The organism is Methylobacter arcticus, assembly GCF_050917435.1.
Lineage (GTDB): Bacteria > Pseudomonadota > Gammaproteobacteria > Methylococcales > Methylomonadaceae > Methylobacter_A > Methylobacter_A titanis.
This window is the reverse complement of the sequence record NZ_CP159583.1, coordinates 2,665,321-2,691,132: the sequence shown is the minus strand read 5'-3', so window position 1 is coordinate 2,691,132 and position 25,812 is coordinate 2,665,321. Positions and strand designations below refer to the sequence as shown.

At 46.2% G+C, this 25,812-nt stretch carries 25 protein-coding genes; 10 read left to right on the top strand and 15 right to left on the bottom strand.

Annotation, left to right across the window (positions count from 1 at the left end; all coding sequences use genetic code 11):
- Positions 1-70: 70 nt before the first annotated feature.
- Complete coding sequence (locus ABXJ76_RS12815; RefSeq protein ID WP_432741004.1) at positions 71-502, top strand: P-loop NTPase fold protein; 432 nt, start codon at positions 71-73, stop codon at positions 500-502.
- On the opposite strand, the gene ABXJ76_RS12810 is transcribed toward ABXJ76_RS12815, so the two are convergent.
- From ABXJ76_RS12810 to ABXJ76_RS12765, 10 genes are all read right to left on the bottom strand, one after another.
- Positions 456-2,492 carry an eCIS core domain-containing protein gene (locus ABXJ76_RS12810; RefSeq protein ID WP_432741003.1) on the bottom strand — a complete coding sequence of 679 codons (2,037 nt, stop codon included), beginning with the start codon at positions 2,490-2,492 and terminating at the stop codon, positions 456-458. The two genes, ABXJ76_RS12815 and ABXJ76_RS12810, sit on opposite strands and share 47 nt — an antisense overlap.
- Positions 2,489-3,895, bottom strand: coding sequence for an eCIS core domain-containing protein (locus ABXJ76_RS12805; RefSeq protein WP_432741001.1), 1,407 nt, complete (start codon positions 3,893-3,895; stop codon positions 2,489-2,491). Before ABXJ76_RS12805 ends, ABXJ76_RS12810 begins: the two co-directional genes overlap by 4 nt.
- Positions 3,849-3,983: a hypothetical protein gene (locus ABXJ76_RS12800; protein ID WP_432740999.1), complete on the bottom strand. Its 135-nt coding sequence runs from the start codon at positions 3,981-3,983 to the stop codon at positions 3,849-3,851. Before ABXJ76_RS12800 ends, ABXJ76_RS12805 begins: the two co-directional genes overlap by 47 nt.
- Positions 3,980-5,062, bottom strand: a complete 1,083-nt coding sequence (locus ABXJ76_RS12795; RefSeq protein ID WP_432740998.1) for a DUF4255 domain-containing protein — start codon at positions 5,060-5,062, stop codon at positions 3,980-3,982. Before ABXJ76_RS12795 ends, ABXJ76_RS12800 begins: the two co-directional genes overlap by 4 nt.
- 75 nt (positions 5,063-5,137) lie before the next feature.
- Positions 5,138-6,052, bottom strand: a complete 915-nt coding sequence (locus tag ABXJ76_RS12790; protein WP_432740997.1) for a hypothetical protein — start codon at positions 6,050-6,052, stop codon at positions 5,138-5,140.
- Between the two features lie 424 nt (positions 6,053-6,476).
- Entirely contained in the window at positions 6,477-7,313 is an 837-nt protein-coding gene (rlmA, locus tag ABXJ76_RS12785; protein WP_432740995.1) for a 23S rRNA (guanine(745)-N(1))-methyltransferase, read from the bottom strand.
- Between the two features lie 137 nt (positions 7,314-7,450).
- A complete protein-coding gene (locus ABXJ76_RS12780) occupies positions 7,451-7,780 on the bottom strand; it encodes a hypothetical protein (RefSeq protein ID WP_432740993.1) in 330 nt (109 codons plus the stop codon).
- Between the two features lie 378 nt (positions 7,781-8,158).
- Positions 8,159-8,566, bottom strand: coding sequence for a ketosteroid isomerase-related protein (locus tag ABXJ76_RS12775; protein ID WP_432740992.1), 408 nt, complete (start codon positions 8,564-8,566; stop codon positions 8,159-8,161).
- Between the two features lie 40 nt (positions 8,567-8,606).
- Entirely contained in the window at positions 8,607-10,271 is a 1,665-nt protein-coding gene (locus tag ABXJ76_RS12770; RefSeq protein WP_432740991.1) for a glutamine--tRNA ligase/YqeY domain fusion protein, read from the bottom strand.
- Positions 10,272-10,492: 221 nt separating this feature from the next.
- Complete coding sequence (locus ABXJ76_RS12765) at positions 10,493-10,768, bottom strand: transposase (protein WP_432740989.1); 276 nt, start codon at positions 10,766-10,768, stop codon at positions 10,493-10,495.
- 272 nt (positions 10,769-11,040) lie between these two features.
- On the opposite strand from ABXJ76_RS12765, the gene ABXJ76_RS12760 reads away from it, so the two are divergent.
- The 9 genes from ABXJ76_RS12760 (at position 11,041) to ABXJ76_RS12720 (ending at position 20,636) form a co-directional block, all read left to right on the top strand.
- Positions 11,041-12,585, top strand: coding sequence for a type I restriction-modification system subunit M (locus tag ABXJ76_RS12760; protein ID WP_432740987.1), 1,545 nt, complete (start codon positions 11,041-11,043; stop codon positions 12,583-12,585).
- Positions 12,586-12,588: 3 nt separating this feature from the next.
- The gene (locus tag ABXJ76_RS12755) at positions 12,589-13,626 is read left to right on the top strand and encodes a virulence RhuM family protein (protein WP_432740985.1); all 1,038 of its coding nucleotides are present in this window, start codon (positions 12,589-12,591) and stop codon (positions 13,624-13,626) included.
- Positions 13,623-14,819: a restriction endonuclease subunit S gene (locus ABXJ76_RS12750; RefSeq protein WP_432740984.1), complete on the top strand. Its 1,197-nt coding sequence runs from the start codon at positions 13,623-13,625 to the stop codon at positions 14,817-14,819. Before ABXJ76_RS12755 ends, ABXJ76_RS12750 begins: the two co-directional genes overlap by 4 nt.
- Positions 14,820-14,896: 77 nt before the next feature.
- Positions 14,897-15,178, top strand: a complete 282-nt coding sequence (locus ABXJ76_RS12745; RefSeq protein WP_432740982.1) for a hypothetical protein — start codon at positions 14,897-14,899, stop codon at positions 15,176-15,178.
- Positions 15,179-15,327: 149 nt separating this feature from the next.
- On the top strand, positions 15,328-15,927 hold the full coding sequence (locus tag ABXJ76_RS12740; protein WP_432740981.1) for a hypothetical protein: 600 nt from the start codon (positions 15,328-15,330) through the stop codon (positions 15,925-15,927).
- A 10-nt stretch (positions 15,928-15,937) separates the two neighbouring features.
- Positions 15,938-16,282 (top strand): DUF1016 N-terminal domain-containing protein, encoded by a 345-nt coding sequence (locus tag ABXJ76_RS12735; protein ID WP_432740979.1) that lies wholly within the window; start codon positions 15,938-15,940, stop codon positions 16,280-16,282.
- Positions 16,283-16,300: 18 nt separating this feature from the next.
- Complete coding sequence (locus ABXJ76_RS12730) at positions 16,301-17,389, top strand: Fic family protein (RefSeq protein WP_432740977.1); 1,089 nt, start codon at positions 16,301-16,303, stop codon at positions 17,387-17,389.
- A 134-nt stretch (positions 17,390-17,523) separates the two neighbouring features.
- On the top strand, positions 17,524-17,736 hold the full coding sequence (locus ABXJ76_RS12725; protein WP_432740975.1) for a hypothetical protein: 213 nt from the start codon (positions 17,524-17,526) through the stop codon (positions 17,734-17,736).
- Positions 17,700-20,636, top strand: a complete 2,937-nt coding sequence (locus tag ABXJ76_RS12720; protein ID WP_432740974.1) for an HsdR family type I site-specific deoxyribonuclease — start codon at positions 17,700-17,702, stop codon at positions 20,634-20,636. The genes ABXJ76_RS12725 and ABXJ76_RS12720 overlap by 37 nt, the downstream gene beginning before the upstream one ends.
- Positions 20,637-20,865: 229 nt before the next feature.
- On the opposite strand, the gene ABXJ76_RS12715 is transcribed toward ABXJ76_RS12720, so the two are convergent.
- The 5 genes from ABXJ76_RS12715 to ABXJ76_RS12695 form a co-directional block, all read right to left on the bottom strand.
- Entirely contained in the window at positions 20,866-21,711 is an 846-nt protein-coding gene (locus tag ABXJ76_RS12715; RefSeq protein ID WP_432740972.1) for a 23S rRNA (adenine(2030)-N(6))-methyltransferase RlmJ, read from the bottom strand.
- Between the two features lie 15 nt (positions 21,712-21,726).
- Entirely contained in the window at positions 21,727-22,521 is a 795-nt protein-coding gene (locus tag ABXJ76_RS12710; RefSeq protein WP_432740970.1) for an RMD1 family protein, read from the bottom strand.
- 72 nt (positions 22,522-22,593) lie between these two features.
- Positions 22,594-23,001 carry a hypothetical protein gene (locus ABXJ76_RS12705; RefSeq protein ID WP_432740969.1) on the bottom strand — a complete coding sequence of 136 codons (408 nt, stop codon included), beginning with the start codon at positions 22,999-23,001 and terminating at the stop codon, positions 22,594-22,596.
- Positions 23,002-23,124: 123 nt separating this feature from the next.
- Positions 23,125-24,417: a flavohemoglobin expression-modulating QEGLA motif protein gene (locus tag ABXJ76_RS12700; RefSeq protein ID WP_432740968.1), complete on the bottom strand. Its 1,293-nt coding sequence runs from the start codon at positions 24,415-24,417 to the stop codon at positions 23,125-23,127.
- A 43-nt stretch (positions 24,418-24,460) separates the two neighbouring features.
- Entirely contained in the window at positions 24,461-25,702 is a 1,242-nt protein-coding gene (locus tag ABXJ76_RS12695) for an SLC13 family permease (RefSeq protein ID WP_432740966.1), read from the bottom strand.
- Between the last annotated feature and the right edge of the window lie 110 nt (positions 25,703-25,812).

Below are 25,812 nucleotides of genomic sequence, written 5' to 3'. Positions count from 1 at the left end.
GGTAATCATTGCCCAACTGAGTATAAACAATAAACTGCATTAAGCCAATCAACGTATAGAAAATTAAGCCATGATAAAAAAAACGCTAGATATTGAGATCGACGACAGCGATATTTTCAAAAATGATTTATTAGATCGTAAATCTGAAATTGAAAATCTAACCTCAATTATTATTAATGTCAGCGATCCCTTGGTTTTGGCTTTAGATTCGCCTTGGGGAGCAGGCAAAACAACGTTTGTCAGGTTGTGGCAGGCGTATTTAAACAGTGAGGGAAAGCAATCCATCTATTTTAATGCCTGGGAAACCGATTATGCTGATGACCCGTTGATTGTCTTAGTTTCCGAGTTAAGTAAATGGGTAAAAGAAAAAGGCGGCGATGAGCCTAAATTTAAACAATGGTTACCAAAGATTAAAAAGGTTTTACCCTTCAGGAATAACTGGGGTCAGGTACAAGTTATTTCACCTCGTACCCCGCATACGGACATCGCGTACCCCGCATAAGCAGGGATGGGGTCAACTCGTAACCTGCATACAACGTAACTCGTAACCCGAATAAATGACTACGTAACTCGTTGGCTTTACGAATACCTTCGCTACGTAGGCCAAAAGGATCGAACCCCGACACCAGTACCCGCCGCGTTCCTGCTGCCGTCGCTGCCGCCGGGAAGTCGATACCGGTACGACCGCGGGACGAGGCTTCGAGTACATCCAGGAGAATTCCCTTTTCTACAGGCGTCAAGGTGCAAGAAGAGGGCACAAACGAACGTAGGTAAGCTGCCCCCGCTAGGCGGGCCCAATAAAGAGGCCGGTCGTCGGTATCGGCATTCTTAGTATCTTGTGCCCGGGTCTTCGAGAGTTCCCAGAGTTTCGTCCCGAAGTCCTGCACGGTATCCCGTGCTATCAAATGGGTGGACAAGGTGGGGAGCTGCTTTTCGAAATCCGCAACCAGCAAATCGTAGCCGCTATCTTTGAGAATCTGTTTAGGGACTGCCTCGGAACCTAGCTGCTCCTCCTGGGTCGGACTTTCCTTCGTGATACCGAGTATCGTATTCTTCAATTTGAAGAACACGATGCTGCGGAAGTTGGATCTCAAAAAAGCCATGTTCTTGGCGGGTAAATGATCACTATCCGGGCCGTGAGGATTATAAAAATCGGCGGTCTTATTCGCCGGGTGTACGTTCCTCAGCGCGTAGGCATGGTTGCTTATGACTCCCGTATCCAAAGACTTTTTCTTCGATTCTTCCTTCACTTTGGGGGAGAAAATCGTAACCGGCTGTTTAGCCGAGAAATGCTGCGACAGCCGGTCGAATAATGCGGCCTCCGAAAGCTTGCCCGGAAGGGGAAAGTCCTCTCTTTCGCCGCCGGTCATCGCGATTGCGTGTTTCTTCGTGTCGACTTTGCCGACTTCGATGCCGAGCCAGGAGCCGTTGGCCTGCATCGATGCCTTCTCAATCAACATAGGCCAGATTTCTTTGCCATAAACCTGGCTCTGCTCTCCGAATTTTGCATACGCAGGATCTCCCGACTTAAAGGTAGGAAAAGTCGGGGTGACTGTCTGATGAACCCGCTTTCCATCCGGGGCAAAAAACGAAACGGTAAAGGTTCCGTCATCGTTCGGTTTCACCATCTGTTCGATAACCTCGGGACGCACCTCCGCTATGGCTGCCAAAAGTGCCATGAAGTAGCAGTCGCCAAGATAACCCTGCTGCACATCCGAAGGATCGATGGCGCGCCGGTCATTCTCGCCCCAAACGAAAGCTTCGCCTTCGTGCCGACGTTCGGGGTAATGACTCGGATCATTCGCGGCCGGAGCGGACTCAGGATCCGCTTCAGCAGGCTTATTTTCTCCTGAGCGCAACGCGGCGACCCATCCCAGAACCTGAGGAGTCAGCGGAAGCTTCTCTTCCGAGCTGCCTTGTTCGCCTGTCTTCAGCTTATCCAACAGTACATTCGAAACCTGACTTGTTGGGCTCGTGTTCGCTTTTCTTCGAATCGTGGCGGCTTCCGAAGGCTGAAGACTCGACTGCTGCGTCACATGAGCAAGCTCATGGGCCAACAAAGATCGTCCCGAGGACGATGAAGGGGCAAAGCGATTCTCGGCAAAGACAATGTCCGAACCCAGTGTGTAAGCAAGAGCGTTAACCTGGCGAGCCGACTGTGCCGCGACAGAACCCGCATGAACTCGCACCTGAGAAAAATCGTGGCCGAAGCGATGCTCCATGTCTTGCCTGAGCGTCGGTTCCACAGGCTGGCCGGAGCCGATACTGAATCTATCGGGGTTGGGAGCCGCCCGATTGGGCGATCCTTCCGGATGCTTGCCGGCGCGCGTCGAACCCGCTAACGCTTGGTCGGCAAGTCGGTCCGCCTCGCGCTCCGTTTGGTCGTGCTCCGGTTGCACTTTGATCGATTGATGAGGCGACAGTATCGGGCTGAAGCGGCTAATAGGCGGAGCCTTGGTGTTCGATGGCTGAAGCCGAAGAGTCGTTTTCATTGGTCGACATCCTCGACAGCAGCCGGAGCGCTTTGTGTGGCATCGACGTCCAAGCCGGACTCCAAAAGCATCGGAATCGTCTCTCCTTCTGTCGGGGGCTCGAATTCGGACGGCGCAGAGGGAAAGCCTTCGCCACCGATATCGGGAGATATTTTCTGGTTCGATGCCGAAATCCATTTTTCCTTGACGGCTCTGGCCTTTATCTCGTCCGCCAGCTTCTGGTATTGCGGCGCACCGTCATCGTAGGCACGCGACTCTTGCTGCGGGCTGTAAGCCTTGCAGGTATCCTGATAGGCGTCGATCATGTACTTGTCCAAGTCTGTCCGCGCCTTGGCTACTGCGGACGCCGAATCGCCGGCGTCTTTTTCAGGGAGAGTGCAACTGCGAACATTGGCCTCGGCCTTTACCAGTTCTGCACGGTACATCGTCCCCCAATCTTTGCGATGAAAAGCCTCGTGATCCTCGACGAACTGGCGATTCCAGAACGTATCTCTCAGCGAGTAAGTTTTCACTTTATCGTCGTATTTATCAGTGCCGCAGCCCGGATGAAATGTCACCTTTCGGTTGGGACGCAGATCCGCCATGATGTCCGTTACTTGATCCTGGGTGACCGCAGAATCGCTCGTACTGGCGACGTTGATGCGGAAACCTTGAGGCTGGACTTTTGACGTGATCATGGCTTCAAGCTTGTTCAGATGAAAGTGCCATTGGCCCTTGTCCTTACAGGCACCAAAGCCGAAGTTAGCCGCAAGTTTCGAGGTGCTGCCAAACTCTTCGGCACCGAGTTGCGGATCCCAGGTTTTCCCTCCCCAGGTGTTTGTTGGCTTGAATTTGTCGGCAAGCGTTGCCGATTGACAGGCATCGCTGGGTTGCGGCTGCTTCGGAGGCAGTTTATCTCTTTGTAGGTGAAGATTCGAAGAAGGCAAGCCGATTTGTTCACTGGACAGACTTCCTCCGGTCTGCTGCACCACATGAGTCAGCTCGTGAGCAATCAATCTTCTTCCCTCATGCAAGTGGGGGGCGAACCGACCGGCACCGAACACAATATTTTGCCCTACGGTGTAAGCATTGGCATTGACCTCGCGCGCCGATTGCTCGGCGGCAGCGCCAAGATGCACTTGAATTTGAGAGAAATCGTGACCAAAACGCGATTCCATGTCTTTGCGTAAGGCAATATCCAGCGGTCTGCCGGCGCTGCCAAGAACTCGTTCTACGCTAGCAGGGACTTTTTCCGGCTGCGCCGAGGTTTGGCCTGTATGGCGTTGAATTCTTGGTGTTGAGTTGCTGACGACAGAATGCGTCGGCGCAGCCGTCACCTGTTCGGCAACCCGGTCGGCTTCCCGTTCCAGCGGATCGTTACTGGCACCGACAGTCGGTTTCCGGTACAGGTCCCAGTTCTGCAATCAACCGTTCCAGCCGCAGGTGCAGCCACTTTAAGGCATCGCGCAAATACGCATTATTGTCTTGCAGCCATTGCTGATGGTCGTTCATGTGATGGTCACCTTCTGATTGTCGGCAAACACAAAACGCGGCGGATTGTCCTTGTGCTCGAAGGGCAAGCTGTCGATACCGGCAACACGCACATAAACCGGTTGTAAGGTTAGTTCCGGTGCGTTCTCGAGCATAAATTCCAACGGACTGTTTGCAGCAAGCCGCGGCTCGGCCTGCACTTCGCGGTCACCCAACAATAACCGCGCGGACTGTTCAATCAGCACTTCCGGGCTACAAGTGACGGTTAGCGAGGCATTACCGGCAATGCGAATAACTGGATTGGCGGGTGCAATCTGATTGACCTTAATAGCCAACGGCAGGCTTAATTGATTGGTCGTCCGGGTCGTTCCGGCCTGTTCGATAATCGCTGTAACCGTATATAATCCGGCCGCCCAGTCGGTTTGCGCCTGGGCGTCATTTGGCAATTCAAAACGGATTTTTGTATCGCTACGGTTGTCGATGGGAATGTCAACGTTTCGGGTGCCAAGGCGAGGATGGCTAAAGCGTAAAGTGACGGCGTCGCCGCTCAAGTGTTGCCCCTGCACGGTCAACAACAAGCCTAGCCAGGCATTAGGCAAAGACGGTAGGCGCTCAGGCGATTCGCTGTCTTCGGTAAAGCTGATGTGAATTTTTTCCAGTCTTGGCAAAGAGCCTAACAAGGCCTCAACACCCTGGTCATTTTGGCCGCGTTGCAACACCGGCGGCGCTGGGCTAACGGCGTCATCTGTGTCAATCACGACCACACTGGCCCGGTAAGCAATCGATAGCGCATGCGGGGTTTGAAAAAATACCGACCACAATTTAGATAATTCATCGAGATTGAGCGGTATCGAAGTGAGTCTAATCTGCTCCATGGCTTCATCAAGATTGGAGCCGGTCAGTTCAGTGCGGCTGGCTATGGCATCGTGAACTGCCTTGCGCAATAACACCGGGTTGGCGTGCAGGTCGCGTGTAACCGCCCCCAACATACGGTGCGGTTCCAGCTCCTTTTCATCGCCGTAAAACGCGAGTAGGTAATGTAAATCCAGCGCCACTTGCGGACGTTGAGTGATTTTTCCAGCGGGATTGCGGGTTGGCAAATCGGCATTACGCGCGGGAAATACAAGGCTGCATTTCGGGCTTCAACGCTTGATAAGTTCAAGCCGCTTAAACCGTCACGCAGCGGTGGCTGCTGCGGTTTCCTTATTTGCGCCCCAAGCGGCCGGCGGGTCGACAATCAGCACTGCTCTCCTGTCGGTGCAATACTTCATGGCCTCTTGATAGACCTCTTTCAAGGTATCGCCCTCTCGTTTATCAGGAGGAATACAGAGCAGATTAAATAGATCGACCTTTTCCAACGCATACAAACCGGTTTTGGTGTTTTTGTCGCCGATGATGTCGTTTTTGACCGTTAAATCCGAGCTGTCGGCGCCGCCGGTAAACTTCTTGAATTTGGTTGGATCGGCTGCCGGATCGACCGGATCTTCAGCGGGTGTTGAATCTGTCGGTTTAATGGTAATCAGATCGGGAGTGCCATCCAATTTCTTCTGGACAAGTACCAGATTCGATTCGGCCTTCAGCACCCGATCGAGTCGGCGCGCACCTGCATCGGAAGTGATGGCCATATTGAGAAAACGCTCAACGCGGCCTTTGCCAGGATTTTCATAGACAGTTAAGTTGAATAAATCAGCCTTAGCAATGCCGTATCGCTTGGCAACATCATCGGCAATGCCTTTTATATCAATTGTATAGGTAGTTTTATCGCCCAATGATCCGGCGCTTGCCGCTTCCAATTTAAGGTCGACATTTTTTGATTTGGCTGCGTTTTTTTGTAACCTGACGATAATCGCCTGCTGTCCACCATTCAAATAAAAGTCGCGGACAGCGTAAGTCAATGGAAAATCCACATGCAGGTCGCCGAAAGATCGAATGAAATCACCAAAACTATTGATGGTGATCGGCTCATCGGTTGGGCCTCGTAAAGTTCGACCAAGAAAGACGGTAATCGAAGTCGCAACTCCGGTAATGGTGCGTACCCCGCTGGGAATCTCTTCAATGTAAACGCCGGGATATGAGAGTGCTGCAGGCATGACGCGCTCCTCTTTAGTATTATTTGACAGCAGATCACGCACTCCACACACGCATAATCTTGTATGTCGAAACAGGCTGCTAACGGCAGAAACCTAAATCCTGATCTTGCTTTGCAAGCCAACCGAAATAAAAAGTCGTGCATAAAAAACACATGATTTTTTTTCTGGACAGAATTTTGCGCGCATATTATCGCTGCCTGCAATAGGCATAAATACGTAGGAGGAGCCGGTTTATATGGCCTCAGGGCTTTAAATGTTAGTTTGAATGTGCCTCAGGAGGCCTGATCCAGTCTACGACTTCGGTCTTTAATAGGCCGCTCTGTGTCGAACAATGCTCAGCTACTGTGAAGTGGTTTTCGTTGGGATATTGCGGATATTTATGGCATCGGGAGCAACGCCGGGAGGGTAGGGCCGTTAAAAAGACTTAATCCGCTGTTTTTATCGCCAGCGTCAAAATAAAGTCGGTTTCAATGTCGAGTTGGTCGGCATCTTTAATGGTTTGCTGGACGCTTTCATTGGCTCGCCAGGCAAAAGGCGTCATTTGTAACAGGGCGATTCGTTGTTGGGGATTCGGGGAGATTTTATAGCGGATGCGTTGGCTATCGATGCGCTCAAAGCCTTGGGGGACAGCGCTTTCTAAGGCATGCTCTTGCACCTCGGCATAGATAAATTCTTTTAATTGCCATAGATGTCGGGGGCCCGGTGTCACCGTTAGCAAAAGTCCTGACGGTTTCAGTACACGCCTCAGTTCATCGCCATTTGACGGGGCAAATACTCTCAGCACAAAATCGAAATACTGATCGACATAAGGCAGCCGGTTTGAGCTTGCGACTATAAATCGGGCATTGGCTTGTTTTTGGGCGGCAGCGCGTATCGCAAACTTGGCAATGTCGACGCCATGCAACATCATGAGGGTTGAGCAATCCGATTCAATCTTTCGGCTGTAGTAGCCCTCGCCACAACCCAAATCCAGAAGATGCGTAGGCCGGCTTGCCTCGATGATCATTGCCACCGATTTGGCCATCGCTGCATAATATCCGGCTTCCAAAAACTCGCGCCTGGCTTGCATCATTTGCTTGCTATCGCCCGGTTCTCCGGAGCGTTTATGCTGAACCGGCAACAGATTTAAATAACCTTCTTTCGCAAGATCAAAGTGATGGTTGTTTTCGCAAATATAACTTTTAGTGGATGGCGTTAGCGTTAATGGTGCGGCACAGAGCGGACATAGATAACAGGAGCTTGGATTGTGATGTTGATGCATGAAAACAGGGAAGAGAATTTTACTCGTAGCTTAAGCTGCGCGGTGTAGACATTTTAGAGGGATTGAACGATGGTTTTTACTATGAAGACAGGATCAACAACGTTAACCCTGTCGACATTAAAAGCCAGATTTAATGATTAGAGTGACTTGTAAAAACCTAATGCTTTGTTTAATTCAGCAGTGGCTTTTTCAGTTTCTGCTTTTTTACCGAGTATTTGCGCTTGAATCAAGCTTTGGTATCCTTGTTTGGCAACGGCTTCGTTGCTGGTGATTTGCTCGGAAGCTTCACGCGCTGCTTTCTCATGCAAATAAGCGGCATTGAAATCATTTTTTTCGACTTCACCTAAAGCGGCTTCGATATGTGCAATAACTTCAGTGGCTTTTGCATCTTCGGCGAAAGCAACGTTAGTTGCGCCTAAAGACATTGCCATAAAAAAAGTAAGAACTGCTTTTTTGATTAAATTCATCATATACCTATGAAGTGTTTTGATATGATTTCCAGACACTGTCTGAAAATTAATGATTGGAAAGGAAAGTTCTTTCCGGGCTCTATGATATAGGATTAATCGATTGCTTATACAGTCAATTTCAAATTAAAAGTTTTTCCCACGCTAAATAAGGCTGGAGTTATTTTCGCTTAAAATATATTAATATTTTGATTTTAAAGGATAATTTTTAGTTTTTTTTATGGCTGAAATCGGCTAAATGACAGTGCAATATTATTTGCCGGCAGTCTTTGAATTCACTTGAACAGTGGGTAGTCGCCAGCAGGATTTAAGTGAATTTCGATGTTTTCGCTGGCTTCCAATCGCCAAATCGGAAACCAGCGTCATCGCTATAGCCAACTATTTGCTAACTTGAGCGATCCAGTCTTGCAGGTTGTAATAGTTAGTAATGCGAGCCACTTTATTGTCGCGGATGTCAAAAAAAGCGCCGGCCGGCAGTCGATATTTCTGTCCCTGTGCGGCAGGTAAGCCTTCGTCGGTTTTAATGTATTCGCCCAGCACGACAAATTCGGCAGCTGCGCGCTTGCCGTCAGGCGTAGCCATGATCACCATGTCAACCAGTTGTTCTTGGTAATTATTGTTCATGCACGCCATGAATTGGGTGAAGGCGTCTTTGCCGACTTCCCGTCTGCCTTGATTGATGTCGTGGATGACATCGTCGGTCAGCAGGTTAAGGAAGGCCCCCATGTCGCCGCCGTTGAATGCGGCATAGTATTGTTCTACAAGCTTGATGCTGTCTTGGTTCATAGTGATTCCGTGGTTGATAAGTTAACTAGGTATGGGTTGCTTAGCCTTTTTCTCCATTATCCCGCAAGGTCACGGTGCGGTTAAACACCCGCTTGCCATCGACGCTGTCTAGCGCATCAAAACAGAAATAACCGATGCGCTCAAACTGGTAGCGGCTTTCCGGTTGCGGATTAGCCAGACTGGCTTCCACTCTGCAATCAGTCAAGACTTCCAGGGAATTCGGGTTTATCGCATCCAGGAAGTTTTCTTCATTGTCAGGGTTAGGTACGCTGAATAAACGGTCATATAAACGCAGTTCCGCAGGTTGGGAGTGCGGCTCGGAAACCCAGTGGATTACGCCTTTGACTTTACGGCCTTCAGGATTTTTGCCCAGCGTGTCCGGGTCGTAGCTGCAACGCAGTTCGGTGATGTTGCCGCCTTCATCCTTGATGATTTCGTTGCATTGGATAACGTAAGAACCGCGCAAACGGACTTCGCCACCGGCCACCAAACGCTTGAATTTCGGTGGTGGAATTTCGGCAAAATCATCCTGTTCGATCAGTATGACTTTGGAAAAAGGCACGATGCGTTTGCCCAGCTCAGGTTTTTGCGGATGATTGCCGACTTCCAGTTGTTCGGTTTGGTCTTCAGGATAATTATCGATGACTACGCGCAACGGCTGTAACACCGCCATGGCTCTGGGGGCGTTGTCGTTTAAATCTTCGCGGATGCAGTATTCCAGTACCCCCATTTCTATCCATGAGTTTTGTTTGGTCAGGCCGATGCGCTCGCAAAAATCGCGTATCGATTTGGGCGTAAAGCCTGCGCGGCGTAAACCGGCGATGGTCGGCATGCGCGGGTCGTCCCAGCCGTTGACATGTTTTTCAGTCACCAACTGGTTGAGTTTACGTTTGCTGACGATGGCGTATTCGAGCTGCAAGCGGGCAAATTCTATTTGCTGCGGATGGCTGGGCGTTTTAAGTTGATCCAGCACCCAGTCGTAAAGCGGGCGGTGATCTTCAAATTCCAGCGTACACAGCGAATGGGTGATGCCTTCAAGCGCGTCGGAAATGCAGTGGGTGTAATCGTACATCGGGTAGATGCACCAGTCGTTGCCGGTGCGTTGATGATGCACGCGGCGAATCCGGTACAACGCCGGGTCGCGCATATTGATGTTGGGCGAGGCCATGTCGATTTTGGCGCGCAGTACGTATTGACCGTCGGCAAATTCACCGGCGCGCATGCGTTTAAATAAATCGAGATTTTCCGCTATTGAGCGGCTGCGGTCTGGGCTTTCCCTGCCGGGTTCGGTCAAGGTGCCGCGATATTCCCTGATTTGTTCGGCGGACAAGCTGTCAACATAGGCTTGGCCTTGTTCGATCAGTTGCACGGCGTAGTTGTAAAGTTGCTCGAAATAATCCGACGCGTGGTGCAATTCCGACCATTCAAAGCCCAGCCACTGTACATCGCGTTTGATCGCTTCCACATATTCATCGCTTTCTTTTTCGGGATTGGTATCGTCAAAACGCAGATTACAGGCACCGTTATTTTCGGCGGCGATACCGAAATTCAGGCAGATCGATTTGGCGTGACCGATATGCAGATAGCCGTTGGGTTCAGGCGGAAAGCGCGTGACGACTTTGCCGTTGTTTTTGTTGTCTTTGAGGTCATTGGCAATGATCTGGCGGATAAAGTTTGACGTAGCTGGGGTATCGTTTGTAGACATGGGGTTGGTATGCGTTATTGAAGTGAATTTGTGAGTCAAAAGCCAAATTATACATTGAATGAACCTGGAAAAAGCGGTTGGTCGATGAAAAACACTAAAAGCACGAAATCATGGATTACCAGCGGTTGCTTGAAAAGCTAGCGATAAGTCAGCGTACATGCTTCTGGATTCGGGGCTAGGTGGAGGTACTCCTGCGGCTCGGTCAACCATTCCATGGAACGTCAAGTGGCATGATGCTGGTAGCTGGACCAGCGGTAATCTCCCGGATCAGCCACCATTCGAGCACGCACCGGGTAGAGTTCGATATAGCGCATGCACGTCAACAAATAACGTTCGCTGTCGACCAAACTTGATTTGAGGCGCCCTTCGAAGAGAGTTCCTGAACGCCGGTACGTCCTATTGATATGGCGCACATAACGCCAACCTACCGATTGCATTAAGCCGGAAATTCCACCCGATGTTTCACCTAGCGTTAACAAGTGGACGTGATTAGTCATCTGTACGAACGCATAAATCGGTTTTATGACAACACACAGCTCACAGAAATGTAACCGGCCCCCTTTTCCCCTAGCCCTTTTCCTTTTTTCCGCCTTAATGTGGAATTATGGATTTTTTGAGAGAGCTCGTCTTGGTTGTAGAATAGTGACCGCAAGGTATTAGGCTACTCTGTTTTCAGCAAGTGATTAGATTAGAGCGCCTTTGCTCGTTATAATGCCAAGCTGGTTATGACCAGATGGCTATTTAAAACGTATTTAAACAGGATTTCACAATGACAAGTACCCAGCAACGCGCCGAACTACAACGCCAAATTTGGCAAATTGCGAATGAGGTGCGTGGTTCAGTCGATGGCTGGGATTTTAAGCAGTATGTATTGGGCACTTTGTTCTATCGTTTTATTAGCGCCAACTTTGCCAGTTACATTGAAGGCGGTGATGAAAGCGTTAATTATGCTACGCTCGCCGATGATGTCATCAAAGCAGAAACCAAAGACGATGCCATTAAAACCAAAGGTTATTTCATCTACCCAAGCCAGTTGTTTGCAAACATTGCTGCCAATACCAACAATAATGCAAACCTGAACACCGATTTAGCCGCTATATTTTCCGCCATTGAAAGCTCTGCCAATGGCTACCCGTCCGAAATGGATATTAAAGGCTTGTTTGCCGATTTTGATACCACCAGTAACCGCCTAGGCAACACCGTTGCCGAAAAAAATACGCGCTTAGCCGCAGTTCTGAAAGGCGTGGCGGGGCTTAGCTTTGGCAATTTCGAGGAAAGCCATATCGACCTGTTTGGCGATGCTTACGAGTTTTTAATCTCTAATTACGCCGCCAATGCAGGTAAATCGGGTGGCGAATTTTTCACTCCGCAAAACGTGTCTAAGCTGATTGCGCAACTGGCCATGCACAAGCAAAAAACCGTCAATAAAATTTACGACCCGGCAGCAGGTTCAGGCTCGTTGTTATTGCAAGCTAAAAAACACTTTGATGCCCATATCATTGAAGACGGATTTTTTGGCCAGGAAATTAACCACACCACCTATAACCTTGCGCGTATGAATATGTTTTTGCACAACATTAACTACGACAAGTTCAATATTGCACTTGGCAATACCCTGCTAGATCCCCATTTTGGCGATGACAAACCGTTTGATGCCATTGTGTCTAACCCGCCTTATTCGGTGAACTGGATTGGCAGCGACGACCCAACCCTGATTAATGATGAACGCTTTGCCCCCGCAGGCGTGTTAGCGCCAAAATCCAAAGCCGACTTTGCTTTTGTGCTCCATGCGCTAAGTTATTTATCCAGCAAAGGCCGCGCGGCGATTGTCTGCTTCCCCGGTATTTTTTACCGTAGCGGTGCCGAGCAGAAAATCTGCCAATATTTGGTGGATAACAACTATGTAGAAACCATTATTTCTTTAGCGCCTAACTTGTTTTTTGGCACCTCGATTGCCGTCACTATCTTGGTGCTTTCTAAACACAAAACCGACAACCTTACCCAGTTTATTGATGCCAGTGCATTATTTAAAAAAGAAACCAATAACAACACGCTCACCGATAGCCATATCGCGCAAATTATGGAAGTTTTTGATACTAAAAATAATGTTGAACACTTTGCAAAATCGTTGGAATATGCAGCTATAGCCGCCAACGACTACAACCTATCAGTAAGCTCCTATGTTGAAGCTAAAGACACCCGCGAAGTCGTGGAAATTGCCAAGCTCAATGCCGAGCTAAAAATCACGGTAGCGAAAATTGACCAGCTACGCACCGAGATTGATGCGATTGTTGCGGAAATTGAAGGAGATTAAAGAATGGACAAAAAGAATCTCCCGTCGCCCACTATTCGCTCGTCGGCGGCAGAATACCTTACCTTTGTCGCAGCCAGCGGCAAGGGCGGTGTTGAGGCTGTCTATGCGGATGAAGACGTATGGCTCAGCCAGAAAATGATAGGTGTTTTGTATGATGTAGAAACCCATACCATTAACTACCATTTAAAAAAAATATTTTCAGATAGTGAGCTAGAGGAGAATTCAGTTATTCGAAATTTTCGAATAACTGCTAAAGACGGCAAAAACTACAATACCCAGTACTATAACCTCTCGGCTATCATCGCTGTTGGCTACAAAGTTAACTCCGAGCGTGCGGTACAGTTTCGCAAATGGGCAACAGGCATCATCAAGGAATTCACCATCAAAGCCTATGTCATGGACGATGAGCGCATTAAAAACGATGGCTCTATCCTTGGCAAAAAATATTTTGAAGAACAACTTGAGCGTATTCGTGAAATACGACTTAGCGAGCGCAAGTTTTATCAAAAGGTTACCGACATCTACGCCACGGCTCTGGACTACGATGTAACGGCAATAGCCACCAAGCGGTTCTTTGCGACCGTACAAAACAAATTGCACTGGGCAATTCATGGGCAAACCGCCGCCGAAATGGTTTATACCCGCGCCGATGCCGAAAAAACCAATATGGGCTTAACGTCATGGAAAGATGCACCCGAAGGCAAGATTCAAAAATTTGATGTCAGCATTGCCAAAAATTACCTAAGCAACCAAGAAATCGCCCAATTACAAAGGCTGGTCAATGCCTATCTAGATATTGCCGAAGACATGGCAATGAGACAGATACCCCTGACGATGGCCGATTGGGAAGAACGCCTGAATCGTTTTATTGCGGCCACCGATAGAGAGATTTTGCAAGACGCAGGTAAAGTCAGCGCCGAAATCGCCAAAGCTCACGCGATAAGTGAATTTGAAAAATACCGCATTGTGCAGGATCGCCTGTACGAATCTGATTTTGATAGGGCAATCAAAGCTATAGAGAATAAAGGAGATAACGCATGAGTCATTTGAGCTTTATGGAGAAACTGCTTGAAGGCGTTGAGGTGGAATGGAAGGCATTGGGGGAAGTTGGTGAAGTGCGCATGTGCAAACGGATCTTAAAAAATCAAACTTCGCCTGAGGGTGAAATTCCGTTTTACAAAATTGGAACTTTTGGCAAAGAACCTGATGCTTATATTCCTCAAAAATTATTTGAAGAATACAAAGCAAAATACAATTATCCAAAAGTTGGTGAAATTTTGATTTCTGCGAGCGGTACGATTGGAAGAACTGTCATATTCGATGGAAAGGATGCGTATTTTCAAGACAGCAATATTGTTTGGATTGAAAATGATGAAAGCCAAATTTTAAACAAATATTTGTTTTACTTTTACCAAATTGCAAATTGGGGCATTGCTGAAGGGGGGACAATTCAACGTCTTTACAATGATAATTTGCGAAAACTCCAAATCCCCATCCCACCCCTCAATATCCAAGCTGAAATTGTCCGAATTTTGGACAATTTCACGGAGCTTACAGCTGAGCTTACAGCTGAGCTTACAGCGGAGCTTACAGCCCGAAAAAAGCAATACAACTACTATCGCGACCAGTTGTTAAGTTTTGAAGAAGGCGAAGTGGAATGGAAAGCCTTGGGCGAAGTGGCGGAGTATTCACAAACACGTATTAGTTTTAATCGTCTTGATAAAACGAATTATGTAGGCGTTGATAATCTCTTGCAAAATCGAGCAGGAAAAACAGAATCTAATTATGTCCCAACCGGAGGTAATTTAACTGAATATCATGATGGAGATATCTTAATCGGTAATATTCGCCCTTACTTAAAGAAGATATGGCACGCTGATTGTGTTGGTGGCACAAATGGCGATGTACTTGTTATTCATCCAAGGGATGAGGCGGTAAAGCCACGGTATTTATATCAGGTTTTAGCTGATGAAAGATTCTTTGATTACAATATGCAACACGCTAAAGGCGCAAAAATGCCACGTGGTGATAAATCTAAAATAATGGAGTACCGCTTTCCCGTTCCCAATAATCCAGAAGAACAAGAGCGCATCGTATCTATCTTGGATAAATTCGACGCATTGACGAACTCGATAACCGAAGGTTTGCCACGCGAAATTACATTGCGTCAGCAGCAATATGCGTATTATCGCGATTTGCTGTTGAGCTTTCCCAAAGCGGAAGTAGAGGCATAGCGTGGGCAAGTCGCTAACGGAAATTGCACAGCAACTCAAAGCTTCTGATAAAAAAGTTCAATTGATTTATGCGTTCAATGGCACGGGTAAAACGCGGCTTATCACGCGCATTTAAAAAGTTAATCGCTCCGAAAATAGATAGTGATGAAGATGCAGAGCAAACAGAGTTAGCTCGCACAAAAATTCTTTATTACAATGCGTTTACGGAAGACTTGTTCTATTGGGAAAACGATTTAGAGCATGATGTCGAGCCGAAATTAAAGATTCAACCCAATTCTTTCACTGATTGGGTGCTTAAAGAACAAGGTCAAGACCAAATATTATTGCTATTTTTCAGCACTACGCCAATGAAAAATTAACGCCGCATTTCAATGAGAATTTTTCTGAAGTCAGCTTTTCTTTCGAGCGTGGAAATAAAGAGCGGTCAGGGAATATCAAGATTTCAAAAGGTGAAGAAAGCAACTTTATTTGGAGTGTTTTTTATAGCCTGCTCGAACAAGTCATTAGCGTGATGAATGTTCCCGAACTAACTGATCGTGAAACAGATCAATTTAATCAGTTGGAATATGTATTTATTGATGACCCTGTGAGTTCGTTGGACGAGAACCATTTGATTGAATTGGCGGTACATTTAGCAGAATTAATCAAATCCAGTGAATCATCCCTTAAGTTTATTGTATCGATGCATAACCCACTTTTTTATAACGTGCTACACAATGAACTTAAATCTAAGGCTTGTTATATGTTAGGTCGGCTTGAGGACGGGACGTTTGAACTTGATGAAAAGCAGGGCGATTCCAACAAAGGCTTTTCATACCATTTACATTTGAAGCAGACGATTGAGCAAGCGATTGAGCGGAATGAAATTCAAAAATATCATTTTATGCTATTGCGTAATTTATATGAAAAAACGGCTAATTTTCTTGGTTATCCAAAATGGTCTGATCTCTTGCCTGACGATAAAGTGACTTATTCAAACCGAGTTATGCAATTTCATAGCCATCGCACATTATCTAATGAAGAGGTTGCAGAGCCAACTGAACCAGAGAAGAAAACTGTTAAGTTTTTACTTAATCATTTGATTAATAATTATAGTTTTTGGCAGTAAGTAGAGCAAAGTGACAATCGAAACTAAATCAGCTCTACATAGCCACCAAGACTTTGTCGATGTATTACGACATATTCAACAATCACGCCACAAGGTTTTTGCGCAAATCAACACGGCCCTTATCGACTTGTATTGGCAAATTGGTCAAATCATTAGCCATAAAGTCAGTACAGCGGCCTGGGGTAAAGGTGTTGTGGCCGATTTGGCCGCATTCATCGCGCAGCAAGTGCCTGAACTCAAAGCCTTTAGCGATAAAAACCTGTGGCGTATGAAGCCGTTTTTTGAAATATATCAGGCGGATGAAAAACTCTCACCACTGGTGAGAGAATTGCATCTGAACATTAGCAATACCTAAACCAAGAATTATCACGCCATGACAAAACACAAGATGCCGACATTACCTGATTTGGGCGATATTGAAACCAAAGCTATCCTCAAGAAAACAGCGCTTGCACACAAAGCCTTGGCTGAGTTGAAGGGGGTGGCGGCATCCATGCCCAATCAAAGCATTTTAATTAACACTCTGTCATTACAAGAAGCTAAAGACAGTTCTGCGATAGAAAATATCATTACCACGCATGATGATTTGTACCGCAGTGACCATGCACATCGGTACTTCATTACACTAGCTGCTAAAGAGGTTCACAATTATGCCGCAAGCTTACGGGCAGGCTTTGAGCGAATTCGCCAAACGGGTTTATTGACCAATAATGATATTTTGACCATTCAAGCGGGGATAGAAGAAAACCAAGCGGGTTATCGTAAACAAACAGGCACTGCACTCAAAAATGACCAAACCGGAGAAGTGGTCTATTTGCCACCCCAGCATCCCGATGAAATTGTCGCATTGATGGGTAATTTGGAGCAATTTATCAATCAGCCCGAACTGTGTGACTGGGATGCACTGGTCAAAATGGCAGTGATTCATCATCAATTTGAAAGCATCCATCCTTTTTATGACGGCAATGGACGTACGGGACGGGTGATTAACATCTTGTATTTGGTGCAGCAAGGTTTGCTTGATACGCCGATACTGTATTTATCACGCTACATCAACCAAAACAAAGCCGACTACTATCGACTGTTGCAAGCGACGCGTGAAACTCATGACTGGTCTGAATGGTTGCTCTATATGCTTGATGCAGTAGAACAAACCGCCGTGCAAACCACGCAATTGGTCGTAGCGATTAATAAATTGATGCAACAGTACAAGCATGATTTGCGTGATAAGCAACCAAAGATCTACAGTCAAGATCTTATTAACAATATTTTTCGGCATCCCTATACCAAAATTGATTTTGTATCCAATGAATTGCAAGTCAATCGGAAAACGGCAAGCAAATATCTTGATGTGCTAGTGGATATGGCTTTACTCAGCAAACATCGATTAGGTAAAGAGAATTATTACTTGAATGACAGATTGTTTGAGTTGCTTTTGAATGTTGGGGGAAGTCATGGGTAAAAAGTCGAATTTTTTACCCATATACACAGAACGTGGGTAAAAAAATGCGCTTTCTGCCCACGATAACGAAAAGTTGCAAATTTGGTGATCAGACAAAATGCGTTGATTCGATCCCAGTTAGAGACAAATAAACAATGAGCGAATATAAAACTATTGCAGAATCGAATAACTTTATCGTGTTAGATAAATACACCAAGTGTTCACAGGTCAATGAAGCCTATCAAAGCGAATACGATTTAGAACGTGAGTTTATCGCCGACTTAGAAAACCAAGGCTATGAATATCTGCGCGATGTAAACACCCACGAAAAATGCTGGCTAATGTGCGTGTGCAGCTGCAAGCCCTGAATAATGTGCTGTTTTTAGAGGGTGAATGGCTGCGTTTTGTTGAGGCATATTTAGATAAGCCCAGCGATAATAGCATCGACAAAACCCGAAAAATTCATGACGACTATATTCATGATTTTGTGTTTGATGATGGGCACATCCAAAACATTGTCCTATTGGATAAGAAAAATATTGTCCGCAATAAAATGCAGGTGATTAGACAGTTTGAACAAAAGGGTACGCAGGCTAATCGTTACGATGTCACCGTTTTGGTGAATGGTTTGCCATTGGTGCAAATCGAGCTGAAAAAACGCGGCGTGGCGATACGCGAAGCCTTTAACCAAGTGCATCGTTATAGCAAAGAAAGTTTTAATACAGAGAATTCACTGTTTAAATATTTGCAGATTTTTGTGATTTCAAACGGTACCGATAGTCGTTATTTTGCCAATACCACCAAGCGCGATAAAAACAGTTTTGATTTCACCATGAATTGGGCGAAATCAGATAATGCGTTGATTAAAGACTTAAAAGATTTTACCGCAACGTTTTTTCAAAAAAACACCTTGTTGAATGTGCTGCTGCATTATTCGGTGTTTGACGTTAGCAATACCTTGTTGGTGATGCGCCCCTACCAAATTGCCGCAACCGAGCGCATTTTGTGGAAAATTAAGAGTGCTTATCAAGCGAAAAACTGGAGCACCCTTGAGGGTGGCGGCTTTATTTGGCATACCACTGGTTCGGGCAAAACCTTAACCAGCTTTAAAGCGGCACGCTTGGCAACTGAGTTGAGTTTTATTGATAAAGTTTTTTTTGTGGTTGACCGTAAAGATCTCGACTATCAAACCATGAAAGAATACCAGCGCTTTTCGCCCGATAGCGTCAATGGCTCTGACAGCACCGCAGGGCTAAAGCGTAACCTTGAGAAAGATGACAATAAAATCATTGTTACCACGATTCAAAAACTGAATAACTTAATGAAAAGTGAAGGCGACTTGCCCATCTACAGCAAGCAAGTGGTGTTTATTTTTGATGAAGCGCACCGTTCGCAATTCGGTGAAGCGCAAAAAAACTTAAAGAAAAAATTCAAAAAATTCTACCAGTTTGGTTTTACGGGTACGCCTATTTTCCCACAAAACGCCTTGGGCGCAGAAACCACCGCTAGCGTGTTTGGGCATGAATTGCATTCTTATGTGATTACCGATGCTATTCGCGATGATAAAGTGTTGAAGTTTAAAGTGGACTACAACGATGTGCGCCCACAGTTTAAGGCGATTGAATCTGAACAAGACGAGAAGAAACTAACAGCGGCGGAAAACAAACAAGCTTTATTGCACCCCGACCGTATTCGAGAGATTTCTCAGTACATCTTAAATAACTTCAAGCAAAAAACGCATCGCTTACAAGCCAATGGCAAAGGTTTTAATGCCATGTTTGCCGTGAGCAGTGTGGATGCAGCCAAGTTGTACTATGAATCGTTGAAGAGTTTACAGAAAGACCATTTACATAAAGAAAAGCACAAACCCCTTAAGATTGCCACCATTTTCTCTTTTGCCGCCAATGAAGAACAAGATGCTGTAGGGGATATTTTGGATGAGAGCTTTGAACTCACGGCAATGGATAGCAGCGCTAAAGAGTTTTTAAGCGCGGCCATTGATGACTATAACGCGATGTTTAAAACCAATTACGGTGTTGATAGCAATGCGTTTCAAAACTATTACCGCGATCTTGCCATGCGGGTAAAAAATCAAGAAGTTGATTTGCTGATTGTAGTGGGCATGTTTTTAACGGGCTTTGATGCCCCCACGTTGAACACTTTGTTCGTGGATAAAAACCTGCGCTATCACGGCTTGATGCAAGCGTATTCACGCACTAACCGTATTTATGATGCCACCAAGACGTTTGGCAACATCGTCACCTTTCGCGATTTAGAGCAAGCCACCATTGATGCCATTACGTCATTTGGGGACAACAACACCAAAAACGTGGTGCTGGAGAAAAGCTACAAAGAATACATGGAGGGTTTTACCGATGTGGCAACAGGTGAAGCACGACGTGGTTATATGGACGTGGTGGCGGAATTACAACAACGTTTCCCTACCCCTGATGACATTGTTAAAGAAAAAGATAAAAAAGACTTCGCTAAATTATTTGGTGAATATTTGCGTGTCGAGAATGTGCTGCAAAACTACGACGAATTTTCTGGGTTGAAGGCCTTGCAAAGCTTAGATTTGACTGACCCTACAGCTGTAGAGGCGTTTAAAGCTAAGCACTATATAAGCGATGAAGACTTGGCCGCTATGCAGGCGATTAAGGTACCAGCCGAGCGCACTATTCAAGATTACCGTTCAACTTATAACGATATTCGCGATTGGCTTCGCCGTGAAAAATCCGGCAATGAAAAAGACACCTCCACCATTGATTGGGATGATGTGGTTTTTGAAGTAGATTTGCTCAAATCACAAGAGATTAATCTGGATTACATTCTGGAATTGATTTTTGAAAACAATAAAAAGCTTAAAGATAAAGCTGCATTGGTTGATGAGGTGAGGCGTTTAATTCGTGCCAGCCTTGGCAGCCGCGCCAAAGAAGGCTTGGTGGTTGATTTTATCAATCAAACCAATTTAGATAATATCCCCGACAAAGCCAGCATTATTGATGCTTTCTTTACCTTTGCTCAGTCAGAACAACAACGTGAAGCAGAAGAATTAATTAATGATGAAAACCTGAATGCAGAAGCTGCTAAGCGTTATATCACGGCATCGTTAAAACGAGAGTATGCCAGTGAAAACGGCACTGAGCTAAATGCAATCCTTCCCAAAATGAGTCCGCTGAATCCACAATACTTAAGCAAAAAACAAAGTGTTTTCCAAAAAATTGCCACTTTTGTTGAGAAGTTTAAAGGCGTGGGTGGGCGGGTATGATCCGACTAGGAGGCTGTCCGAGAACTAACGTTTAACTAATTCGCCCGCTAGAAAGGGGTCAGGTTACTTTTAGTTCGCATCAGTAATGTAACCTAACTTGCCCCCCTTTTTATTACAGCCTATTGATTTATTTCGTGCTTTTTGTGGATAAATCGCCGTTTTAAGGATGAAGACTGGGGAACTATCCGGCAACTGCTCCTGCATGCATTGCTCTACCTCCTGAGTCCATTCAGTCGTCGCCAGCCAGGGTCTGTATCCGGTAAAAACCTTCGCCATTATGGCCTAAAACATCGGCCAGCCAAGGTAAGATCTGTTTCATCTCAGCGGTTAACGTCCACGGAGGATTGATCATGATCATGCCGCTGGCGGTCATGCCGTGTTCATCGCTGTCGGCGCGTAGCCCTAACTCAAACAGTTGCACATTTTTGATGCCGGAGGCTTTTATCGCGCGTTCCAGTTTTTGGTTTCGACTGCGCTCAATGACCGGGTACCAAAGTGCATAAGTCCCTGTGGCAAAACGTTTATGCATGGCGATCAGGGTTTCAACCACCTGTTGGTAATCGCTTTTCATCTCATACGAAGGATCAATCAGTACCAGACCCCGGCGCTCGAACGGCGGCAACAATTTTAAACAGCTGGTTAAACCATCGGCGTGAAATACGTTGATGCGCTTGTCTTTGTTGGCTTCAGCGGTTAACAGCTTTATTTCGGTGTTATGCAGTTCAAATAAACACAGGCGATCTTTGTCGCGCAGCAATTGTTTGGCAATTAACGGCGAACCGGGATAGCGGGTTAATTGGTCGGAGCTGTTAAAGCGTTTGATTAGGCTGGCATAGTGGGCAACACTATCCGGTAAGTCATTACGTTGCCATAACTTGGCGATGCCGTTGTCAAATTCCCGGTTTTTTAAGGCGTAGTCACCGTCCAGCGCATATTTTCCGGGGCCGGCATGGGTATCGATGCAGCAGAATGGTTTGTCTTTAGTTCTTAAGTACTCAAGGCTTTGTATCAGGGTAATATGTTTTAAAACGTCGGCAAAGTTGCCTGCGTGAAAAGAGTGTCGGTAGCTGAGCATGATAAATTTAATTGTTTAGAGTACTTTGTCGACTATTGCCATGCCTATTTCAAAAGCAATCAGCCAGATAATAATCCATTCCAGTATTGATGAATGTCGATGTTTTTGCTCATCGGCCAGCATTTCAAATAACTCGCGGATAGTTTCCAGCTTTTTTGACAGTACGTCAGTTCGCGGGCTTACTTCGAGGTATTTTGCGGTGATCCCGTAAAATACCTCATATTCCGGATATTCCCAAAAGAAATCAGGCGTATCCAGCAAGTCGTAATTTAAAATGATGTCGCTTTTGGTTAAAAACAGTTGTCCGCGAATTTTCGCGATTTGATGGCGGCTTAAGTTGATTTTTCCGGTTTTAGCTAATGATTTTGGAATGTAGCTGGTATTGTTGATGGTGGTTATCGCGTTGGTTTCAAAAGAGGCGAGCTTAATCGATTGGGCCATACCTTGGGATAATGAAAATATCACAATGGGATCGGAAGACTCGATTTCAAGATGATCTTCAATAATGCGTGTGATCGGACAATCAAGAATGAAAGTGAAATGGTCTTCCTCTGCGGCGGCTAGTATGTTTTCTGCATGATCTAATAATAAATGATGCAGCTTGATCTGCTGTTCTGAGCTGACATTCCAGTGTACGACAGCACCATAAGCAAAAACCACCGACCAGGATTGATTGTCCTCAATGAGTAATGCACCTTTAATAAGTCGTATCAGCGCTGAGTCTGATAGTTGTTTTGCTAAGGCGCTAATATCAAAGCGTTGCGCCAAGCAGTAAGCTACGCATTGTTTAATTGACTTATTTGTAGGCATAAAGTACTCCCAAAAGTTGAGTCGGTGTGGCAGTGAATTAGGGCGCGGCACTCGCGCCCTACATAATCATCCTTATTTTTCGGTAATTTTTACCAGCCAGCCATTTTCGACATCACATCTTGAAATTTTACTATTCACCTTGATGTTGATTCTTGCAGCGGTGTTAACTAACTCGGTGGGTAATTGCCCTTTTACTAGAAAAAATGTGTCCTTATTTTCCGTAGTCACTTCAACGGGAATGGTTTTAACGGTGACGTGAATTTGTTCAGGCTTGCTCACGTTAAAAGCCAGAAAAGAGAACGCTGATCCCGGTGCAACGGACGCTAAATGGGCAGGCGTAAATTTGCTTAACTGCGGCTTGACACAGGATTGCTCCCCGCCACCTCCGCCGCCCCCGTGTCCGCCGTGATGCTCAGAGGCGTTGACGGTGCTAAAACAAGCTGCGATAAAAAATATAGCGAGTAGTCTTGGTGTTTTCATAGGATGACCTTTAAGTTATTTTTGTCGTAACCAATATTAAGGTGAGCTCTCGTTATGCTTTGGGTTGCAGTTAACGCTAACAACTCTGTAGACGAAACCACTCACATTTTAAATATCGTGTCATCATAAAACATTGGCGTAGTCTTGTTCCAGTTGTTTGAAATTCATTGATGACATGAAGCGGCTGAAACTCAGCCAGGATGAAAGTCCCATTAGATCTTTAAACTGCGGTGGTAGAAAACGTGGTGCTATTACCGTGCCTTCGTCAACCAAATCGACCAGCACTTTCATATCTTCGATCATGGTTTTGCCGCAAAACAGTAACGGAATGCGATCCGGCTTGCCCTTGCTGACCGCCAGACGCATGAAATTATAAGTCAATACGAAGCCTTTGATATAGGTCAGGTCTTTGGTAAACGGCATGCCGTCAGAGCTGCTGCCTCTAAATACTCGGCTGCTTAAGGTATAACTTTCTTCATTATCCAGCCCTTTTTCGATAAAGAAATTAAATATGTCCAAAAAATCAGCGCCTTCTTCGGCCAGCGTGATAGCGCGCACCCGGTTGATCAGGCGCATCAGCCGATTAGGCGTGGAGCTGAAGGTTAATATTTCCATCAATACCGCCAGTCCTTCCTGGGTGATGGTCGCGGAAGGCGGTCCTTTGCCGAGAAAGGTACAATAAGGTTGAGCCAGACCGTTCAGGGTGGTGCCCAGATGCACCCATATTTCATGAACTTCGAGCACGCGCAAATCGCGCATATTGAATAATGCATCGGCGCGCAATTTGATGTAATCGGTACCGGCGGCGGCATCGGCGACGATACCGTCGCTGAGCATGGCGCGCAGGCCATCGCCGGGAAACACAGCCTCTATTTTTTCGTTAAGGATGGCTACCGCATCTTTGGCATTGATGGTCTTGGGTTCTTCGACCAGGAAATCCAGCTTCAATAATTGCGCCAGGGTTTCTTCCATCATGCTGCCTAGACCGGCAATGGTCGGATCGCCGACATGGAAAACATCCTGGGATGAGCCGTATAATTCCTGAGAAATATTGGAAAATGTCGGGGTTCCTCGCGCCTCCAACATGCGTACTACGTCCTGATACTCCCGGCAAATTCGGCGCATGATCACACTGAGCGGGTTGAGTTGGCCAAGTTTTCGCATTAAATCACGCTCAATCTGATAAAACTCAAGTCTCTTTTCGTTTGGATCAAACCCCAGTGGACGTTTTTGATAATAATCCGGTGTGACTATGGGCGGTTTTTTGCAATTGCCATCAAAAAAAGCCTGCTTAATATGGTCATCCCATTTGATTGCGTCGAGTATGCGAATCGGTTGTTGAGCCTTGACGATCCGATCCGATAGCGTTTTGACTTCGGTTAGATAAGCAGAGGGTTTAACGGCTTTTTTGCGCATGTGTGTCGTCCATTAGCGGTGCAATATTTAAATAGGGACGCGGTTAGTCATACCCATAGCGAAACCAGGTCCAGTATATCAATAGATTGATAAAGCCCAAGGGAATTCCAATTCGGGCAAACTCAAAAAAACCCAGGGTAGCTTCATGCTTTTCCGCATGCTGAATAATAATTACATTACTGGCGGCGCCCAGAATCAGCATATTACCGGCGATAGTGCTGCCGGCTGCCAGAGCCATTAGCGATTCGGGGCTCGGATGGGGCAGCATCGGCAGATACAGCGCTACCAGCGGCACATTGGAAATCAACTGACTGAACGAGGCGCTGAGCAACATGATAGCCGAAGTTGTTGTCAGGTCTATGTGCAATTCATTAACCTGTTGCTGCATGATGCCGGTTTGCCAGACGCTGGACATTAACACAAGCATGGCAGCAAAAAACAGTAAGGTTGACCAGTCCAGACTTTTTAATAAGTTTAGCCGGGTAGGGCTGAATAAAATTGGCGGTAGGGCGGCGAGAATGGCGATATGGCTTAATTTAAGCTGCATCGTGCTGTGCACGGCAGAAAGAATGATGTTAAGTGTTATTAATCCGATCAACAAAAATATCGAGATTTGGGCCAATTTAGCCAGTTTTTTATCCAATAGTTTGACCGGATTATGAGTAAGCGGCATAGCGGCAATGAATTGTTGTCGATAAAACAGCCGTAAAATTAAATAGGTGACAATCAAATTAAGCAGCGTAGGGATAGTGAGCGCCTTAAAAAAAGTCAGAAAAGGTGCGGGTAATCCGCCCTGACTGGCAATCAGGAAATTTTGGGGATTACCGATAGGGCTCATTACGCTGCCGATGGTAATGGCATAAGCCAGGGTTAATAACAGCAGCGTACTGTTGATGTTGTGTTCCCGAGCAAGGCGCAGCACTAGCGGTGTGCCTATGATGGCGAGCGTATCGTTCATCAGCAACGCAGAGCTCAAGGCCGCGCCGAATAAAATGCCGAAAATCAGTTGCGGCACTGAGGTCATCCGGTTAAATAAATGATAAGCGAGGGCGTACAGATAGCCGCTGGCAACCAGCGCCTGGCCGACGACAAACATGCCGAACAGAAACAGCATCACATTGAAATCGATGGCCTTTAGGGCGTCAACTCCGCTAATCTCGCCGGTAGCCAATACCGTCAGTGCGCCGCAGGTCATTGATTGCCAGATCTTGATATTAAAATGGCCGATTTTACGCACGGTGATCAACGCAAATACCGCAAACAGGGTTAGTACCGATATGTTCATTGTGTTCCTGATAATGGGGCGGTTTTAAATAGAGTAATAGTTTCATAATGCTACATATACAGCAGCAGAAAGGATGTTTTTGTATGAAATATTTAAGGTTACTTAAGACT